The sequence below is a fragment of the Chitinophaga sp. genome, assembly GCF_019236475.1.
Lineage (GTDB): Bacteria > Bacteroidota > Bacteroidia > Chitinophagales > Chitinophagaceae > Chitinophaga.
On sequence record NZ_JAFAIX010000014.1, the window covers coordinates 173,758 to 191,503 of the forward strand.

15 protein-coding genes, 1 tRNA gene and 1 pseudogene are annotated in these 17,746 nt (G+C 43.3%); 10 read left to right on the forward strand and 7 right to left on the reverse strand.

Annotated elements, in window-relative coordinates; genetic code table 11:
* Nucleotides 1-9: 9 nt before the first annotated feature.
* Nucleotides 10-264, reverse strand: a complete 255-nt coding sequence (locus tag JO154_RS25930) for a helix-turn-helix transcriptional regulator (RefSeq protein WP_291951997.1) — start codon at nt 262-264, stop codon at nt 10-12.
* A 755-nt stretch (nt 265-1,019) separates the two neighbouring features.
* Between JO154_RS25930 and JO154_RS25935 the strand changes: the two genes are divergently transcribed.
* The 6 genes and pseudogenes from JO154_RS25935 to JO154_RS25960 all read left to right on the forward strand — a co-directional run.
* Nucleotides 1,020-1,985: a HAMP domain-containing sensor histidine kinase gene (locus JO154_RS25935; protein WP_291952000.1), complete on the forward strand. Its 966-nt coding sequence runs from the start codon at nt 1,020-1,022 to the stop codon at nt 1,983-1,985.
* Between the two features lie 12 nt (nt 1,986-1,997).
* Nucleotides 1,998-2,255 carry a hypothetical protein gene (locus tag JO154_RS25940; RefSeq protein WP_291952002.1) on the forward strand — a complete coding sequence of 86 codons (258 nt, stop codon included), beginning with the start codon at nt 1,998-2,000 and terminating at the stop codon, nt 2,253-2,255.
* A gap of 1 nt (nt 2,256) precedes the next feature.
* Nucleotides 2,257-2,748 carry a hypothetical protein gene (locus JO154_RS25945; RefSeq protein ID WP_291952004.1) on the forward strand — a complete coding sequence of 164 codons (492 nt, stop codon included), beginning with the start codon at nt 2,257-2,259 and terminating at the stop codon, nt 2,746-2,748.
* 381 nt (nt 2,749-3,129) lie between these two features.
* On the forward strand, nt 3,130-3,378 hold the full coding sequence (locus JO154_RS25950) for a hypothetical protein (RefSeq protein ID WP_291952006.1): 249 nt from the start codon (nt 3,130-3,132) through the stop codon (nt 3,376-3,378).
* A 30-nt stretch (nt 3,379-3,408) separates the two neighbouring features.
* Complete coding sequence (locus tag JO154_RS25955) at nt 3,409-3,711, forward strand: helix-turn-helix domain-containing protein (RefSeq protein ID WP_291952007.1); 303 nt, start codon at nt 3,409-3,411, stop codon at nt 3,709-3,711.
* A 353-nt stretch (nt 3,712-4,064) separates the two neighbouring features.
* A pseudogene (locus tag JO154_RS25960) lies at nt 4,065-5,027 on the forward strand (recombinase family protein); the annotation flags it as partial.
* 577 nt (nt 5,028-5,604) lie between these two features.
* Here the strand turns inward: JO154_RS25960 and JO154_RS25965 are convergent.
* Nucleotides 5,605-5,688 (reverse strand) — tRNA-Leu (locus tag JO154_RS25965).
* Between the two features lie 219 nt (nt 5,689-5,907).
* On the opposite strand from JO154_RS25965, the gene JO154_RS25970 reads away from it, so the two are divergent.
* On the forward strand, nt 5,908-7,398 hold the full coding sequence (locus JO154_RS25970) for an arylsulfatase (protein ID WP_291952010.1): 1,491 nt from the start codon (nt 5,908-5,910) through the stop codon (nt 7,396-7,398).
* Nucleotides 7,399-7,461: 63 nt separating this feature from the next.
* Here the strand turns inward: JO154_RS25970 and JO154_RS25975 are convergent, their stop codons facing one another.
* Together JO154_RS25975 and JO154_RS25980 are read right to left on the reverse strand one after the other, a co-directional pair.
* A complete protein-coding gene (locus tag JO154_RS25975; protein WP_291952012.1) occupies nt 7,462-8,211 on the reverse strand; it encodes an ABC transporter permease in 750 nt (249 codons plus the stop codon).
* A 12-nt stretch (nt 8,212-8,223) separates the two neighbouring features.
* Complete coding sequence (locus JO154_RS25980) at nt 8,224-9,009, reverse strand: ABC transporter ATP-binding protein (RefSeq protein WP_291952014.1); 786 nt, start codon at nt 9,007-9,009, stop codon at nt 8,224-8,226.
* Nucleotides 9,010-9,240: 231 nt separating this feature from the next.
* Here JO154_RS25980 and JO154_RS25985 point away from each other — a divergent pair, with 231 nt between their 5' ends.
* A complete protein-coding gene (locus JO154_RS25985; RefSeq protein WP_291952016.1) occupies nt 9,241-10,296 on the forward strand; it encodes a DUF2314 domain-containing protein in 1,056 nt (351 codons plus the stop codon).
* On the forward strand, nt 10,247-10,900 hold the full coding sequence (locus JO154_RS25990) for a YdeI/OmpD-associated family protein (protein ID WP_291952017.1): 654 nt from the start codon (nt 10,247-10,249) through the stop codon (nt 10,898-10,900). Before JO154_RS25985 ends, JO154_RS25990 begins: the two co-directional genes overlap by 50 nt.
* A 148-nt stretch (nt 10,901-11,048) precedes the next feature.
* Here the strand turns inward: JO154_RS25990 and JO154_RS25995 are convergent, their stop codons facing one another.
* Nucleotides 11,049-13,250 (reverse strand): radical SAM protein, encoded by a 2,202-nt coding sequence (locus JO154_RS25995; RefSeq protein ID WP_291952019.1) that lies wholly within the window; start codon nt 13,248-13,250, stop codon nt 11,049-11,051.
* 381 nt (nt 13,251-13,631) lie between these two features.
* Here JO154_RS25995 and JO154_RS26000 point away from each other — a divergent pair, with 381 nt between their 5' ends.
* On the forward strand, nt 13,632-14,276 hold the full coding sequence (locus JO154_RS26000; protein WP_291952021.1) for a YceI family protein: 645 nt from the start codon (nt 13,632-13,634) through the stop codon (nt 14,274-14,276).
* Between the two features lie 161 nt (nt 14,277-14,437).
* On the opposite strand, the gene JO154_RS26005 is transcribed toward JO154_RS26000, so the two are convergent.
* Both JO154_RS26005 and JO154_RS26010 read right to left on the reverse strand, forming a co-directional pair.
* On the reverse strand, nt 14,438-15,643 hold the full coding sequence (locus JO154_RS26005; RefSeq protein ID WP_291952023.1) for a glycosyltransferase family 87 protein: 1,206 nt from the start codon (nt 15,641-15,643) through the stop codon (nt 14,438-14,440).
* Between the two features lie 197 nt (nt 15,644-15,840).
* Nucleotides 15,841-17,718, reverse strand: a complete 1,878-nt coding sequence (locus JO154_RS26010) for a TonB-dependent siderophore receptor (RefSeq protein WP_291952025.1) — start codon at nt 17,716-17,718, stop codon at nt 15,841-15,843.
* Nucleotides 17,719-17,746: the final 28 nt, after the last annotated feature.

Here is a 17,746-nt window from a genome sequence, read left to right on the forward strand (position 1 = left end):
TTGCTACATTCAGTCTTCTGAAATATCAGGATTCTCCTTTAATTGACGCTTAACCTCATTAATGTCAGTCAAAAGATCCGATACATTAACATTGAGAGCAATAGCAATTTTAAATAAAAGTGTAAGAGAGGGTTGTGTGGCATTATTACAAATCCGCCAAATGGTATTGAAATTTTTCCCTACCATCTTTGCGAGTGCTACCTGGTCAATATCTTTCTCCGCCAGAACAACTTTAATCCGATTTAATTTTAATCCTTTAGCCATAATTGCATAATGCACTTAAAAATAGCTAGAAAAAATATAATAACCTCATAAGTACCTATGAATTAATTCATTATAGTATAAAAAATCTACTTTATTTGATTATTTACATGTTTATTATGTAGATTTATCTACATTTTGGGGAGATTTAATTTATTTTTCATTATCTTCACGAAACAATAAAAAAGAATATATGCGAATCTTTATCTGTATGGATACTTCCTAATAAGTATGTATTTTCGCAGGCACAAAAAATATCGTTAGCGTGTTTGCTTGCTCTGTTTCTCGAAAACTACCACTTTTCAAAAACAACGGAGATTACAAGTGAAGCGCCTATATCATACTGGTGTAGGCGTTCTTGTTCCGTTGTTTAGGGTGTGGTAGCCCGTCGAGAACGACAAGAACATAACCTACGCCATTTTTATATCCTGTCGGCCCCCTTTACATCTCATCTCCTTAAGTCAGAATAATACTTACTCATTACACAATCTGAAAAGAATGTGTTGACTGCTAGTGCCTATTCTATTTTACAGCTAATTATTGGGTTAGTGGCATAATTCATCCAATGAGTATACAAGTGTATCAAGTACTTCTGTATCCCTCACCCTGGCTCCCCAGATAGAGGTTATTATATTTCTTCTGAAAGTAAGACCTGTCGGATCTCCGACAGGTAATCATTTAACTGAATGGTTCTGCAGTCATATTACTTATTCTGCCACTTATGGAAAATTAATCAATCAAAACAATCGGTTTTCCGTATGAACTCAATGCGTTTATATCCCACCTGGTTAAAACTACCGGTACGACTGGCCCTGGAAGATTTTGATGCTCCATTTTCTGTAGTGGAGAACTTTATCAGCACAGTTCCTCTTTTTGAAGTGCGACAAAACCTCGAAGCATTATATACAAGAATAAAAGTGTCGGGCATTTCATCCCAATGGGAATCTAATGGATTTAGGGAATCTTTTGAAAAATTTTTAGAGGCGATCTATGTTCACTATAAACAACATAAAGAACCTGACCAAGATCCCCCTTATGGTATTCTGGAATTCCTTGCTACACTTGGACACGAAATCAAAGGACAACTTGCAGGAATAGCTATGGCAATTGATAGTATCCAGGAATGTTGGGATGCGGAAACCGGAGTTTACAAGTCAAATGCTGCTTCCTATTTTGATATCATTCGAATGTCCGCCCTCAATGCTTTGACGGTGTATCATAATTTGATAAACACCTCAAAAATCCAGCGAGACCAAGTTAATTACCAGATTACCCCTGCGCAGTTTACCATAGTACCATTTCTAAAAGATTGTATACTTCCTTTCACGCCTATTAGTAGTGTCAGCGGGAATACTATGGAGCTGATTACTAGGATTGCGGAGGGTACAGAATGGCATGCAGATAAAGCTAAACTACGTGAGATAATTACCAACCTGGTCTTAAATGCGATAAAATACTCCCATCCAAACACGCCAATCACGTTGTATGCACAAATTGTTGATTGCAATCTGGTATTAGAAATCGCGAGCAAAGGATCTGAAATCCCTGTAGACCAACGAACTAAGGTATTTGAAGCGTATTATTCACTGGAAAAGGGAAAAGCGGGAAGCGGTTTGGGCCTTTATATTTCCAAGTCACTAGCTGAAACAATGCATGGAGATATCTTTGTTGAAAGTCCCATGCCTGGCACGAACATATTTACTGTAACAATCCCAACTTTTTAAAATCAATCTTTTATGATGGAAAATAAAGATAATCTACTTCGTGAGCTACATGACTTGTATAATGAAAGTGCAGTGGGTTTTAGAGATAGACTATGTGATGATTTTAATTGGAGTATTCCAACCTATTATCGAAAAATGCGGTTAAAAAAGAAGGAAGATGTTATTCGAACAGGGCTTAGCAACGTAGAAAAAGAAAAGATCTCCCAAGTCGCCTTATCAATGCAAAAGGAGTTTCAGGAGAAAATATTTAACCTTATTAAACATTGCTAGTATGAGGGAATACAAATCGAATTTAAGTGACGACCACATTGAATTTTCTCTGTTTCTGGCTATGCCTGGTCGCGTTAGAAAGATAAGTAGGGGATTCCGATTTGCTACAATAGATTTTGTTAGGGAATCCCTGGAAATTCCTCTTTGGTTCCGGTCCGTACTGGATGAACTGCCTCACTTTTTCATCTTTTTAGATAATCTTGAGCATTTAAATTATTCTTATCCTCAAAAGGAATCGGTAATTTCTAGCAATTTGCTTCAGTTATCTCAACAAGCAGATATTATCAAGTTAAATGCCGGTTTGAAAAAAATATATATTGAACAGACCCAAGAAATAACTAGTGGGAAGCCATATTATGACAAGTGTTTCCCTACTGTGGCGTCTGAGCTATTTGAATTGTTTGATAGAGTACAAGATCAACTGATAGACAATTATTGCCCAGACTGGTGGGGGGATGAGGAGGGTTTTTCTGAAAATAATGATGAGAGTTAAGTTAATAGGTCAAACGTGGCCGCTATGAATGACATGGCGGCCATTTCAATAGGTTCTGATCGGATAGGATTAGATCTTTCAGCTATCAGTAATAGGTGGATTCTAAATAAGGAGTCCCACTTTAAAGGAATTCCTTTTGTTCCCTAATTGTCTTTAATTATCTCTTATTATTTTTTACTGTTTTGCAACTAGTTTTCAAATCAATTTCAAATATCTATTTATCTGTGTCAGTTTACCTAAACTGGAAAATTTGGTAATAATTTGACAATATTTGACATAAAGCGCGCATAATCGAGCATAAGAAGGAAAGCACCTTTTCCCACCGTTATATCTTCGCCATTGGTTTATTCTTTTTTCGTAATCATTTAAACTAAACACGCAATGGCTACCACAATTACAGCAAAAGACTTCCATGTACCAAGTGAAATTTTCCTCACAGTAGCTGGTATAATTTCAAAAAATGAAATCACTAATTCTATTACTGGAATCGATGAAGATGATGATATCATCATTATTGAGTTGCAGTATAACAAAGGAGAACGAGGTGTTATACGCGAAATTGAAAATGCTATCGCGGATTATGATGATGATTACGAAGATGAAGATGACGATGATAATGAGGATGAATAAGATTTGTTTTCTATCACTAAACTATTTCACATGCAAGAACAGCTAAGAGTAATTCAGGAACAAGTAAATACCCTGAGCAATAAAGTAGATCTATTACTTCAGCAAACAGCAAAAACAGAAATTCCTGCTGGCCTACTATCTGTACAGCAAGCCGCGGCATATTTGCATCTGTCAGTATCTCACGTTTATTATTTAATAGCCACAGGAAAAATAAAAAATCTGCAAAGGCAAAAACATAGCCGTATTCTGCTTAGTATGCAGGATCTACAGGCATATTTATTTGAAAAAAACACCTGTGGCAAGATAAAAGAGGATGAGACGGGAGAGGATTAAACAGGCTCGCTGATTGTTATACAATCGTGGGTATATTATTCACGATTGTACCCTCCTTCACTGCTTATGCTTTCCTACTGACTTACATGCGACATTATTTATTAGGAATTGCAGTTAGCCTGTAGATGGGAGCTTATCAATTAACCCGGAATAAGCATAAATGAAACAAGAGAATTCCCCGTTATATACCAACATAATATCTTTGGATACCTGTAGAAAAGTGTTAAAGGATAATTTGCTTACAGATGAGCAGATACTGATTATAAGGGATTTTTTATACCGGATGGTAGCCATTGAATTACAAACCCGACAACAACAGTTAACAAATTCTTACCCAATAAATAATTCCACCAATGACACAACGAAATGCGCTCCTTTATATCCGCGTCAGCACAGACGAGCAGCTTAATGGATACAGTCCTGAAGTGCAGGAAGAATGTCTGACCCGGTATTGTGCATTAAACAACATTTCTGTACTCGGAATTTACAAGGAAGATTATTCCGCAAAGACTTTCGAGCGGCCTGTTTTCAACCAGGTTCTGATGGCTATCAAAAAGCATAAAGGGACCGTCAACTTGTTGCTATTTACCCGGTGGGACAGATTTAGCCGCAATGCCGGGGATGCCTACGCCATGATAAATGTATTGAGAAAGATGAGGGTGGAACCGCAGGGAGTAGAGCAGCCTCTTGACCTGGACATACCGGAAAATAAAATGATGCTGGCTTTTTATTTAGCCGCGCCAGAAGTGGAGAATGATCGCAGGGCGCTCAATACCCTATTGGGTATGCGGCGCAGTAAAAAGGAAGGCCGGTATCTGGGAATTGCTCCAGTAGGTTATTTGAATGAAAAGGAGAAAACAACGGTGAAAGGGAAAAAGGACAAGCCGATTCTGGTTATAGATGAAAAGCTGGCACCATTGGTCGTGTGGGTATTTGAGGAAGTGGCGAGAGGGGTGCATGATTTGGAGAAAATCAGGCGAATGGCAAATATTAAAGGGCTGCCTATCAAAAAAAGCCAGATTGGTAACTTGGTGCGTAACACCGTTTATTGTGGGAAAATCTTTATATCAGCTTACAAACAGGAGGAAGCCCACTATGTCTATGGGATTCACCAGCCACTTATCTCCGAAAATTTGTTTAATGAAGTACAGGATGTGTTAAGCGGGCGCAAAAAGATAACCAAAGCACGCAGTGCAAAAGATGAGCATCTTCCACTTAGAGGCTTCCTGGTATGTAAAAGATGTGGTAAGCCAATTACAGGCAGTGGAAGTAAAGGTAATGGCGGCACCTACTATTATTATCATTGCCAAAGCAGTACTTCATGCAAAGAAAGGTTTAGGGCAGATGAAGCCCATGAAATATTTAAAAAGAAACTGGGAACGATAAAGGGGAAAGAAGATGTAATCAATTTGTATATGGACATTTTATCCAGAGAGTTAAAAGCAGGTAACGAACAAAACGATAAGCAGATTACCGAAATCCAGGGAACTATTGATAAACTCAAACAAAGAATCATCAATGCCCAAACCCTAATGTTGGATGCAGAGATTGGCCCGGCTGAATATACCAATATCAAAAATAACCTGAGAACGGAGATCGAAGCACAGGAACGCAGAAAGATGGAACTAGTCACTGATTATGGAGAACAGCAAAGATATATAGATAAGGGTAGGACAATCCTTGTAAACGCAGTATGGCACTATGAGAACGGAGATTTAGATGCCAAACAAAAGATCATTGGTTCGATGTTCCCTTCAAAACTCATTTTTGAAAAAAATGATTATCGAACCATAGAACCTAACCCTATATTGGAGCTAATAGCCTTTCCAGTAAAGGATTTAGAAGTACTTAAAAACGAAAAGGTCGGAGATTCCTCCGACCTTTCCACTTTAGTGCCCAGAACTGGATTCGAACCAGCACACCCTTGCGAGCGCTGCGACCTGAACACAGTGCGTCTACCAATTTCGCCATCTGGGCAGCAACTGATTTGTGTTTCAGGGCTGCAAAGATAAGCACCTATTCGATATATCAAAATATAATTTTAAAATGGGAAATGATAAAAGAGAATAAACAACCATAGGGAGACGCGTGTCTCTCTATCCTCCCCTACTTATCCTATTAGTCAAACGATTGCGTAAATTATTTTACCGCATTTTTAGATCCCATCGTATCTTGATTAGTATAAACAACAGGAACATGAAAATTATCACCAGTACTTTGTTACTGCTGCTATGTATCGGAGCCATTCAGAGTCAGGCTCAACCAACAAAAAAACAAAAACCAAACATCATCTTTATCTATGCCGACGACCTCGGCGTAGGTGAAACAGGCCCCTATGGCCAAAAAAAAATCAAAACACCACGATTAGACCAGCTCTCCCAGGAAGGTATCCATTTTACACAGTTCTATACTTCCACTCCGGTATGCGCTCCCGCTAGATGTATGTTCCTCACCGGCCGCCATGGCGGACATAGCTATATCCGTGGGAATTACGAAATGGGTGGTTTCGCCGATTCACTGGAAGGCGGACAAATGCCCCTCCCTGAAGGTACCATCACCATCGGCCATATGCTCCAGAAAGCCGGCTATAAGACCGCTGCTATCGGCAAATGGGGCCTCGGTATGCCCTTCACCACCGGAGATCCAAATAAACAAGGCTTCGATTATTTCTACGGCTATCTCGACCAAAAACAAGCACATAACTACTACCCTACCCACCTCTGGGAAAACGGGAAAAAAGAACCACTCAATAATCATTTCATCGATATACATAAATCACTACGTCCAGATGAAGCCACAGACAGCGCCTTTAACTACTTTAAAGGCAACGACTACGCCGTGGATGAACTGACGAAAAAAGCAGTGCGGTTCATTGAAGAAAACCGCCAACGACCATTTTTCCTCTATCTCCCCTATACCATTCCGCACGTTGCCCTCCAGGCTCCGGACTCGGCTATACGAAAATACATTGGCCTGTTCGATGAAAAACCCTACCTCGGCAACCAAGGATATACGCCTAGCAAATATCCCCTCTCTACCTACGCAGCCATGATTACCTACCTGGATACACAAGTAGGTATCGTAATGGACCTGGTGAAAAAACTGGGCCTGGATGATAATACGATCATTCTGTTTTCCAGCGATAACGGTACTACCTTCAATGGTGGCGTAGATCCGGTATTTTTCAATAGTGTCAACGGACTAAAAGGCCTTAAAATGGACCTCTATGAAGGAGGTATCCGCGAACCACTCATCGCTAGATGGCCTGGAAAAATCCCTGCCGGCAGTATTGCTGCAGCTCCCGCGGTGCAATATGACCTGCTGGCTACCTTCGCGGATATTGCAGGTATTACTGCCCCCACGAATGATGGTGTCTCCCTACTGCCAGCGCTAAAAGGCAATGAGCAATCACTGCAACAACGAGCATATATCTATTTCGAATATCCAGAGAAAGGCGGCGCCGTGGCCATCAGAAAAGGAAAATGGAAAGCGATTAAAACAGATATGAAAAAGGATAAACAAGCGCCTTGGCAACTGTATAACCTGGAAACGGATCCAAATGAACAACACGACGTGGCTAGCCAACATCAAGATATGCTTCCCGCTTTTGATGCGATTGTACGGAAAGAACACCGCAATGCGCACCTCAATGAATGGGAATTCCTGAATAGTAAAATGTCTAAATAAAACAGAGAAGTCCGCAGGAAGAATAAACTCCTGCGGACTCTGATTATGAAAAGAGCGATATTTTTATTTGTTATCCCATTTGAAATACTTGATTCCCAACGCCACAAACACCACAGTATATCCAATGGTAGCGAGTAATGCCATCGTATGATCACTCGTCCATGATAATGGTTGCAAACTTCCTGCCAGAGCTTTCTGTACTACTCCATATGGCGACCATTGCACGATATCTTTCATCGCTTTCCCGAAGGCGCCAAACTGACCCAACATACCGATCATAATGAAAGCAACATATACCAACCTGCTAGTGGAGTTCACCGTTTCAGGATTCTTAATCAGCGCAACTATTAACTGACCCAATCCCAGGTATAACCAGCCAGCCAACAATGTCACCAGCAATCCAGTCACATATCCCAGTGCGGAAAGGCTGATCTTATCTACCGCAAAACCAACTATAAATATCAGCAGCGTCATTAGGGCGATCAATCCAACCTGTATGGATATACGACTCAACATGATCGTCCAGGTAGGCACCGGCGCTACGCGAAGTCGCTGAAACACGCCTTTATCGCGGTCACGGGCAATGGTACCGGAGTATCCCAAGAGTCCAATACTGGCCAATCCTATGGTAATCGCGCTGGCCATCACCACCGCAGGCCCTATCTTATCTACCGCGCCTTTCCAGGATATCAGGATCAGGATCGGTACTAGCAGTACCATTCGTAAAGAACGACGGTTACGCCATACTGTGGTGAAATCTGCTTGCAGCAGGGTTCTTAATACATCTTTTATTGCGGGTATTCTTGTTTCCATAAGGGCCTTTTTTTATGAACGAACTGCGCGTCCGGTTAAACCAATAAATACATCTTCCAGGGTGATACGTCCTTTGCGGGATACGCTGATCACTTCGGGATCTTCCCGATGCAGCGATATGAGTCGCTCTGGCGTATCAATGGCAATGATGCGGCCATGGTCTATAATGGCGATCCTGTCGCATACTGCTTCTGCTTCTTCCATGGAATGTGTGGTGAGTAAGACGCCATGCCCTTTGGCCCGAATGGCTTCAATTCTTTCCCACAACTGGCGTCTGGACTGCGGATCCAATCCTGTGGTCGGCTCGTCCAGCAATACCAGTGCGGGATTATGTATAGTAGCTATTAGCAAGGAAACACGCTGCTGCTGTCCGCCGGATAATTGCCCGAATTTCTTTTCTGCGGCATCTTCCAGCTTGATTTCCTGTAACCTGTTAAATACTTCTTCTTTAGATAATTTCACACCATATACACCTGCATACAGTTTTAGTATATCCGTTATCGTTAGTTCAGGCTGAAAACTGGTTGCCTGTAACTGTACGCCCATATTCGCTTTGGCATATAACGGCTGCCCCACAATATCAAATCCTACTACTTTAATCTGCCCGGTTGCAGGCTTAATTAATCCTTCAATAGCGCTCAATGTACTGGTCTTGCCAGCGCCGTTTGGACCCAACAGACCGAAGATCTCTCCAGGCCTTACGTCCAGCGACACCTCTTTTACTGCCTGAAACTGACCGTAGTATACACTGATCCGGTCAACATTCAGTATAGGGAGTTGTTCTATAGTGTTAGTCATGCGTTGTAGATTGATTTTATGGTGAGACAAAAGTACGCTGGATTGCATTCCTGTACATATCAAAAAAGGTAAATACGTATGGTACGTCGGTTAAAATAGGATATCCACCGGTAAATCCGGAGGAAACTATTTTTACCGGTAAAATCCCAGGTCCCCTTTTTAGTCGTATATAATAGTGCAATCCCCGTAGCCAGCCTGTAAATAATCGAATACATTAGAAAATTCATTCACATGCTCTACAAAACTGTTACAAATCTTAAAAGACACTACAACAGGGCTTTGAATTTCCTGTTTGACAGACCACTCAACCCAATTGACCAACCCTGGTCTGAAATTAAAGCAGGCTTACCCACACCTCCATTGAAACCGGAGAATTACGAACGCTTATTGTATAAAGCACTGCACACCATCGGCTATTTTAAAAGCTCCTTACAGCAACCCAGGCTACATCAGCACAGCTTTGCAGTCAGGGTACGCATTACAGACCAACACCATACCATCGAGCCATGGCTCACCTACCCCCGTTTTGAAAATGGCACCATCAATGGTGTTATCAGTACTAGGAGTCGGTCTAGGAAATACAAAACAGGTACGGAAATAAGATTACCCGAAGCGGCCATCATCGACTGGATGATGGTGGAAGACGGTTTTCTACTAGGTGGCTATTCCATTCGCATCGGCATAAAAAACGTCGAACGCTATTATAGAAAAAATATCTATGATCAACTCCCCTACCAAGTGGATGATGGTCATGATCATTTTGAACATAACCTCAACACTCCAGAAGGCGCCATCCTTTTATTAGGGGATGCCATCGACGCCAGGGACCCCGATAGAATCCGCGCCTGTAAAGACTTCTATCGCGAAGCGCTTTATTTGCTTGGCACTTCCTCTAGCCCGAAAATACCCAGGCCCATTACCAATGATATGGTACAAGTCCTGGAACGCCGATTAGAAGAAGTTTTCATGGCCGTAAACACCATGCCCATTACAGCAGCCCTCCACGAGGCGAAAAGATATTTTCTCTATACAAGACCCCAGCGCATGAATGTTTGGGAAATAACAGAAATTAGAACATATTACAATCCGAAATTAAGAACCCTGCACATCATCAACGTGCAGGAAACGCCCGAAGGCTGGAAGGTACTGAGCAACATGAGCGATGTACAACTATACCCAAGGCCCAAAAATGATAAAGGGCCGATCATGGATTTAACAGGTGACCACATAAAGTTTTATGAAGACTACAACTTCCCGCTCTTCCTCAAAAACAGGAATAAAGAGTGATCCACGTATAGATGATTATATCGCCAAGGCCGCAGCCTTTGCACAGCCTATCTTGCAGCATTATAGGCAACTGGTTCATCAAGCATGCCCGGATGTAACCGAAACCATCAAATGGGGCTTCCCCCATTTCGATTACAACGGCAGTATATTGAGCAGTATCGCCGGTTTCAAACAACATTGCGCGGTGAATTTCTGGAAAGCTGCCGTCATGGAAGATCCAGATAAAATCCTCACCGCTACCGGAGAAACCGCCATGGGACACCTAGGCAGGATTACCAGTCTGCAAGATCTGCCTGCTGATAAAATACTCATCAAATACCTGAAACAAGCCGCCAAACTGATCGATGAAGGCGTGAAAGCACCGCCCAAACCGAAAGCAACAGAGAAGAAAGAATTGGAAGTACCCACAGATTTACTCGCGGCCTTGAAGAAAAATAAAGCAGCAGCCAAGACTTTCGAGGAATTCAGTTACTCGAATAAAAAAGAATATGTTTCCTGGGTGATAGAAGCAAAAACGGAAGCCACCCGGCAAACACGTATAGCCACTGCCGTAGAATGGATGGCCGAAGGAAAAATCAGGAATTGGAAATATCTGAAGAAATAATAGCAGAAGGTGTATCAAAAGATTATAATTAGGTAAATCGCCACTGTCTGTGGTCCCTGCCCGCTGGGCAGGGACCACAAAAGAAAAGTAAAAGGCGTGATGTCGCAGACGTCACGCCTTTTACTTTTCTTTTATAATCTGCTTTATTTTAGAGCTTCAATAAGCCCAGCTTGTGTAGGGTGTTTACCGGTTTATTATCCCAGAAGAGTTCGAAATCTTCCAGTCCAGCAGTCTCATAACTTTGTTTTACCTCCTGCAACGTATAGGTCTTCCCGTTATTGACATCCAACTCCCGGAGCATACCCGCCAACCAATTACCCTGTGGCGGATCTACGCGGATATTCACTGCTTCTTTCTTGCTCTGGAATGTCAACGATGCCATTTCCCAAGTATTCCCTTTTTTGGATTTCGTGACAATCTCCAAAGCTGGTTGCTTACCGAGGAAAATAACTTTGGAAGTAGGTTTGATAGTTCCAGGCTCCTCTTCCATCAAAGCATTGGTAATATAATCCGGCGCCACAGAGGTTTTAGGCACCTTGAATTCAAACCATTTATTCAACGGATAATCCAGGCAGGCGCCATGCATAAAATTCAGCAAGGACTTCTTAAGCCCATAGCTGAAGCTTTCATGGTCGGCCCCTGTAGGATCGATGTGCATGATATCATTGTTGGCGAAAGTGCCTATTGCTTCTGTTTCTTTTTCCACCTTATACTTGGCAGGGTCCATGCCTACAGGACTATGGGCAGTCATGGTAAACTGATGCCAGTACGCAGATTGCAATATCCCCGCTTGGAACATCTGACGCACCATTTCCAGGGAATCGATCGTTTCCTGCGCTGTTTGGGTAGGGAAACCATACATCAGGTAGGCATGCACCATAATGCCTGCTTCTGTAAAATGCCGGTTTACCCTGGCCACCTGGGCCACGGTAATACCCTTTTGAATAAGGCCCAGCAATCTATCTGACGCCACTTCCAGGCCCCCGCTTATGGCAATGCAGCCGGAAGCCTTCAGGAGCAGGCATAAGTCGCGGGTAAAGCTCTTTTCAAAGCGGACATTCGTCCACCAACTCACATTTAGCTTTCGCTTGATGATTTCCAATGCCAGCGCTCGCATCAATGCAGGCGGAGCAGCCTCATCCACAAAATGGAAGCCTGTTTGCCCTGTTTGGGCAATGATGGTTTCCATGCGGTCACAGAGTAATGAAGCAGCAATTGGCTCGTATATGCGGATATAATCCAGCGAAATATCGCAGAAAGTACATTTCCCCCAATAACAGCCATGTGCCATGGTCAACTTGTTCCAGCGGCCATCGCTCCAAAGACTATGCATAGGGTTGACCACCTCAATGGCGGAGATATAATCATTCAACAGTAAATCACCGTAATCAGGCGTTCCTACCTGGTGCTGCTTATAGTCCTGGCAGGTACTGTTGTTGTAGTATTTCACAGCGCCCTCCTCCAAGAGGAAAGTGCGCTTTAAGTCAGCGCGACTTTTATCTCCCGTTACAAAACCCAACAAATTCTCTACTGGCGCTTCTCCATCATCCAGTGTGATATAATCGATATATTCAAAAACTCTTGCATCTGAGAGAGAACGCAGTTCCGTATTGGGAAAACCGCCTCCCATAGCCACTTTCACAGTAGGATAATGGGCTTTAATCCATTGCCCACAGCGGAAAGCCGCATATAAATTACCAGGGAATGGGACCGATATCGCCACCATTTGCGGCTGTACCTCCTCCATGCGCCGCTGGAGGATTTGGATCAGCAGCTCATCGATATAGGTAAATGGCTGCTGTAGCGCTTCGTGGAGCTCATCGAAGCTATTCGCAGAGCGACTCAACTTCTCCGCATACCTGCTGAAACCGAAATGACTGTCCACACACTCCATGATCAAGTCAGACAGGTCTTCCAAGTACATCGTGGCCAAGTGTTTGGCCCTGTCCTGGTTGCCCATAGAGCCGAAAGCCCAATGTAAATCGTCCAACTGGGCAAAGCGGGACGCTTCCGGGAGATAATCCCTTTTTACAATAAGATGCGCGATGGTAGGGTTTTTCCCCTGCAAGAAGGCGATCACCGCATCGATAGTATGAATATAATCATCCTGCAAGGCAATAATACGGGCAATATTCTCCGATACTGCTGCCGTAGGATGATGGCGGATATAAGAAAACAGATCAGTTAATCCCTGTTTTGAGAATAAGGCCAGCGTCACTTCTATACCCAGGTCGGACTGAAAGGAACTGATCCCTTTGGTGTTCAGGAATCCCTTCAGGTACGCGGTGGCCGGATATGGCGTATTCAACTGTGTAAATGGTGGTGTAATTAAATAAACTGTCTTGCTCAAACCAGGTATTTTAAGCCGCAAAGGTACGACAACCCAACGGCGAATAAAAATTCAGTTCAAACCCTGTCTGATAGCACGTTTTACAATTAGTCTACAAATTTAATAGACTTTATTTTGGAAATCATGCGGGCTCCACCTATCTTTGGTATACCACCACGGATAAAGCCGCTGGAGTGCTGTTCTTACGGGATTTTTCCATATTCCGTATATCCTTTGCCGTTATCCGCAACAACTGTATTTTTGCTCCCCGCCAGCACGGAGGAGCCAGGAAACTAATGTCTAAAACGGTTACTATGATATTCCTATTGGTGGCAATACTGCTTAGAAAATGGCGTCAGAAAGCAATCAGACGCAACTTTATATATACAAACCAGAAATAACATGCAAAAATTAGCATCCCTCGTATTTTTCGGTGGCGCCATCCTACTGATGTCCCATGCTGCACCTACATTTGCCAAAGACGGACACAAAAAAGCCACTACGCATACCGTTGCCAAAGCCGCTACCTTCCAAGTAGATGCGAAACAAAGTAAACTGAACTGGGTAGGTAAAAAAGTAACTGGCCAGCATAGCGGTACGATCAATATTGCTGCCGGCACACTGCTGCTGGAAAATAATGTACTGAAGAGCGGCAACTTCTCCCTGGATACCCGTAGCATCGCTGTTACAGACATTAAAGATGCCGATGGTAATGCCAAACTGTTAGGCCACTTGAAAGCAGACGATTTCTTCTCTGTTGAAAAATATCCTTCTGCTGATTTCGTCATCACCAGCCTGAAATCCAATGGCAACGGCGCTTACGATATTACTGGCAATCTCACCATCAAAGGTATTACCAATCCTATCACCTTCCCTGCCAACGTAACGGTGAACGGTAATAAACTGGTGGCTAAAGCCAATATCACCGTGGATCGTACGAAGTACAATATTAAATACGGCTCTAAAAGCTTCTTCTCCGGCATCGGCGACAAAGCCATCTATGATGATTTTGAACTGGAAGTAGAACTGGTAGCGAACGCAAAATAATATACATTTCAATCAAGGCTGGGCTGGAAGCAGGCATATATCATCATCGTATGGTATGCCGACTTCCAGCCTCGTTTTTTTATGCAGTAACGCCTACGCACCTACGTAAAAACAAAAGGGGCGTCTGCAAGCAGACACCCACAATTGTTTGCAAAATCAAGTTAGTCAATCTTGACCTTGCCGCTTTGAAAAAAGAGACTTGACTGTATATATATTAATACAAATAAGCAGGGTAAAGCTTTTAGGTGATATTCAACAGCGGTTAGGTTAATAAACTTGGGCACTAAATCTGTTGGACATAACGATGTAACAAATATCAGGAATGTCAACAAAAGAATTGTCACACATTTGTGTGAAAACATAACAAGGACCGCCACTGCCCCCGTTACGGCGATCACATAAGTAGGTGGTTCGGTTGCCTGATTGAAGATGACCGCCCAGATCAAGAGATACGCTGCCATCCACCAACGACTCCTGGAATCCTTTGCCCTAGCGGTGTTGACCATAGCGGTGATCAATCCTAGCACCGCCACAAGCAACACAATTTTATCCACAAAGGTAGATGCTGTATAAGGCAGATGCCGGAAAGCATCTATGGTGGCGAATAGAGAGCCGTCTTCCTTTATCTCAGGACTACTAATTAATTGAAACCAATCATGATAGGATTGCAATAATTCTCCCGGCGGTATCATCTGCAATGGCAGCAAGGTACCTATCAAACCGTAGAGCAGACAGTATTTCAGGTATTCCTGCTTCTGATCATAAAAGAGAAACAAGATACCTACAATAGCGCCATAGCCTTTGATAAAGAAACATAGACAAGTGAAAAGTGCAGCGAGCTTCACATTTCTGCGTTCGAAATTTACTACAGTTAGCAGCATCAGCGCTACCATGGCGGGATTCACCTGGGACGATTGCACCGCATTTAAAACTTCCAACATCACCAGCGCAGAAATGATATTCTTTTGTTTAGGTGTAACGGGCAACTGATACACCGCATACAATACCAGCCCGCTGTTAAATAGCATCCATAGTAGCAATCCTATCGGAACCGGCAGTATTGCGAAAGGGAGAAATAGGACCGGAAAGCTAGGATGATAGAGATAATAATCATAATAGGCATTGGGATACAAATCATATAAAGGCATATGCTGAACCAGGTGTGACCAAGAGGTTCTGAAGATGATGAAATTATTGAACCTCTCGGTCAGCAACGCCTGAATGTACAGAATAAGGGTTCCTAGCAGGTAAACGCTGGCTATTAGGATGCTATAACGCTTTTCGCGTACAGTTGGTAAGGTTTTGAACACCCCGGCGGTTACCGGTACCGGCAACCGCCACTGGTTGGTCACTACTCCAGATCTCACAGTACAGAATATTTGGTATATCCTTATTACGCATGCGATCAACTGTTCCCCCTACCTGTTAACGGCTTGTTAAATGCCTGCCTTTAGTGCCCAAAAGGCTGTATCAAAAAATCGGGGGTGACGTTGCGTCACCCCCGATTTTTTGATCTTTTTCGTCGTCCCTGCCGGCTGGCAGGGACGACAGGTAGGAAGGTTGATTATTTAATCTTAAAAGATGCACCCAGCGTCATCCAACGCCCTGGCATCGGCACAGCACCGGCTTCAATGTAAGTGACATCCAGCAGGTTGGTGGCATCTAAATAAATTTTATAACGGGGTTGATGATACGCTACTCTCGCATCAATCAACGTATAGTCTTTATAGTTAATACGCTTGCAGTACCTCGTATTGGCAGATACGCTGAAATGCCCAGCAATATTGGTTCTCACGCCAGCGATAAACTGATGACGCAAGCTTTCAATAACGTATCTACTGATTTTATTATGGGTGTCGTCTCCCTTAAAATCAGGTGAAAGATAATTATATCCTACATTCAGGCCCAAGCTATTGAAGAATCCTTTTTCTTGCAGGATGGTATTATAACCTGCGCTAGCAGTGAGTCCTTTTGTATCCGCACGCTGGAAGTTCTGTGGCTGCCATGGCTGCGGAATACTGTCTTTCACATAGTCAATGAAATCTGAGATCTGGCGATAGAATCCACTGGCGGCAAAATTGAATTTACCGGCAAACTTGCGGATACCTAGTTCTGTATAAACGGCTTTTTCTGGTCCTAGCTTATCGTTCCCGATAATGCTGGCGCTTTTATAGTACAGGTCTGTATAGGTAGGGAGACGCTGTGCTGTCCCGGCCGTAGCATATACTTTCAGATCCGGTGTGATATTGAACCCTACATCGGCGCCAGGGAAAAACTGCCAGCCGTACATGGTGTTATAATTCAAATAGCCTCCAAGGGAGAAATTCAGACGCTTGTCGCCACGAGTTTTGTACTCCGCAAACGCGCCCAAGTTGGTACGTTCATGATTCCCCAAGTTGGAGCTGTTGATATGCTCATAACGGGCCTCTACGCCAGCGCCAAACAATCCGATCTTCGTATCGAAAGTATTGTTCAACTCTGCATCTACGATATTGGTATTATGCAGGTTTCTTGCCTTGGCGGTAGTCGTTTTGATATAACGGTAATCATCTTCTGCAAAACGATAACTGATTCTCGGGGTCATCAGCCAGTTACGGTTTACCTTATGGCTACTGCTTACCGCTGCCAGTGCGGTTTTCACATATTCTTTGGATTCAATGTCTCCAGGAGCCGCATAATAGGCGTTGGCGCCATATTGATTATCTACGTAACCTGCCAGCACATTGATGCTGTTGTCTTTATTCATACGAAAATCACCCTGGTAGAGCGCTTTCACATTCTGGTAAGCGGTATTATAACGAAATCCGTTGCCGGCGTTCATGCTAGCGGAGAGCGACTGGTTACTCTTATCTTTTACCACCGCGCCAGAAGCACCCAGACTGTAACTATTGTACAATTTATTGTTTTCATCCCGATGAAAACTACTACCCAAGTTACCATTCACCTCTGCCTCACTGGCAGCGGCTTTGCGGGTGATGATATTAATAGCGCCATTCAGGGCATTAATACCGTATACGCGTGCTGCCGCCCCGCGAAGCACCTCGATATGATCTACATCATTGAGCGAAACCGGCAGGTTCATAATATTATGGCCTGTTTGCGGGTCGGTGATTTTGATACCGTTTACCAGTACCAGCGTCTGGTCGAAGGTACCGCCATCCAAACCGATATCCGCCTGTACCCCTCCAGGGCCGCGCTGACGCACATCCAGGCCAGGTACAAATGCCAGTACTTCATTAATACTAACAGCCGCCATGGCATCAATCTGCCGGCGGCTGATAATAGTGATATTCCTATTGGATTGTTTTAAAGGTGCAGACAACCTGTTTTCTTGTACAATGACTTCATCCAGGCTGCGTATTTTGCCAGTTGTATCTGGCTGCTGCTGTGCTACGGCGCTAGACGCCATACAGGTCAGCAACATGAAAAAGCTACCACGCATTATGTTGACAATTGGTCTAAAAGACCGC

Bases quoted from the DNA above. Each gene is read 5' to 3' on its own strand.
- JO154_RS25975 (WP_291952012.1), bottom strand. From the start codon at position 8,211: ATGGAAACAAGAATACCCGCAATAAAAGATGTATTAAGAACCCTGCTG.
- JO154_RS25950 (WP_291952006.1), top strand. From the start codon at position 3,130: ATGGCTACCACAATTACAGCAAAAGACTTCCATGTACCAAGTGAAATT.
- JO154_RS25955 (WP_291952007.1), top strand. From the start codon at position 3,409: ATGCAAGAACAGCTAAGAGTAATTCAGGAACAAGTAAATACCCTGAGC.
- JO154_RS25945 (WP_291952004.1), top strand. From the start codon at position 2,257: ATGAGGGAATACAAATCGAATTTAAGTGACGACCACATTGAATTTTCT.
- JO154_RS25990 (WP_291952017.1), top strand. From the start codon at position 10,247: ATGAAGACTACAACTTCCCGCTCTTCCTCAAAAACAGGAATAAAGAGT.
- JO154_RS26000 (WP_291952021.1), top strand. From the start codon at position 13,632: ATGCAAAAATTAGCATCCCTCGTATTTTTCGGTGGCGCCATCCTACTG.
- JO154_RS25930 (WP_291951997.1), bottom strand. From the start codon at position 264: ATGGCTAAAGGATTAAAATTAAATCGGATTAAAGTTGTTCTGGCGGAG.
- JO154_RS25985 (WP_291952016.1), top strand. From the start codon at position 9,241: ATGCTCTACAAAACTGTTACAAATCTTAAAAGACACTACAACAGGGCT.
- JO154_RS26010 (WP_291952025.1), bottom strand. From the start codon at position 17,718: ATGCGTGGTAGCTTTTTCATGTTGCTGACCTGTATGGCGTCTAGCGCC.
- JO154_RS25940 (WP_291952002.1), top strand. From the start codon at position 1,998: ATGATGGAAAATAAAGATAATCTACTTCGTGAGCTACATGACTTGTAT.
- JO154_RS25935 (WP_291952000.1), top strand. From the start codon at position 1,020: ATGAACTCAATGCGTTTATATCCCACCTGGTTAAAACTACCGGTACGA.
- JO154_RS25970 (WP_291952010.1), top strand. From the start codon at position 5,908: ATGAAAATTATCACCAGTACTTTGTTACTGCTGCTATGTATCGGAGCC.
- JO154_RS25980 (WP_291952014.1), bottom strand. From the start codon at position 9,009: ATGACTAACACTATAGAACAACTCCCTATACTGAATGTTGACCGGATC.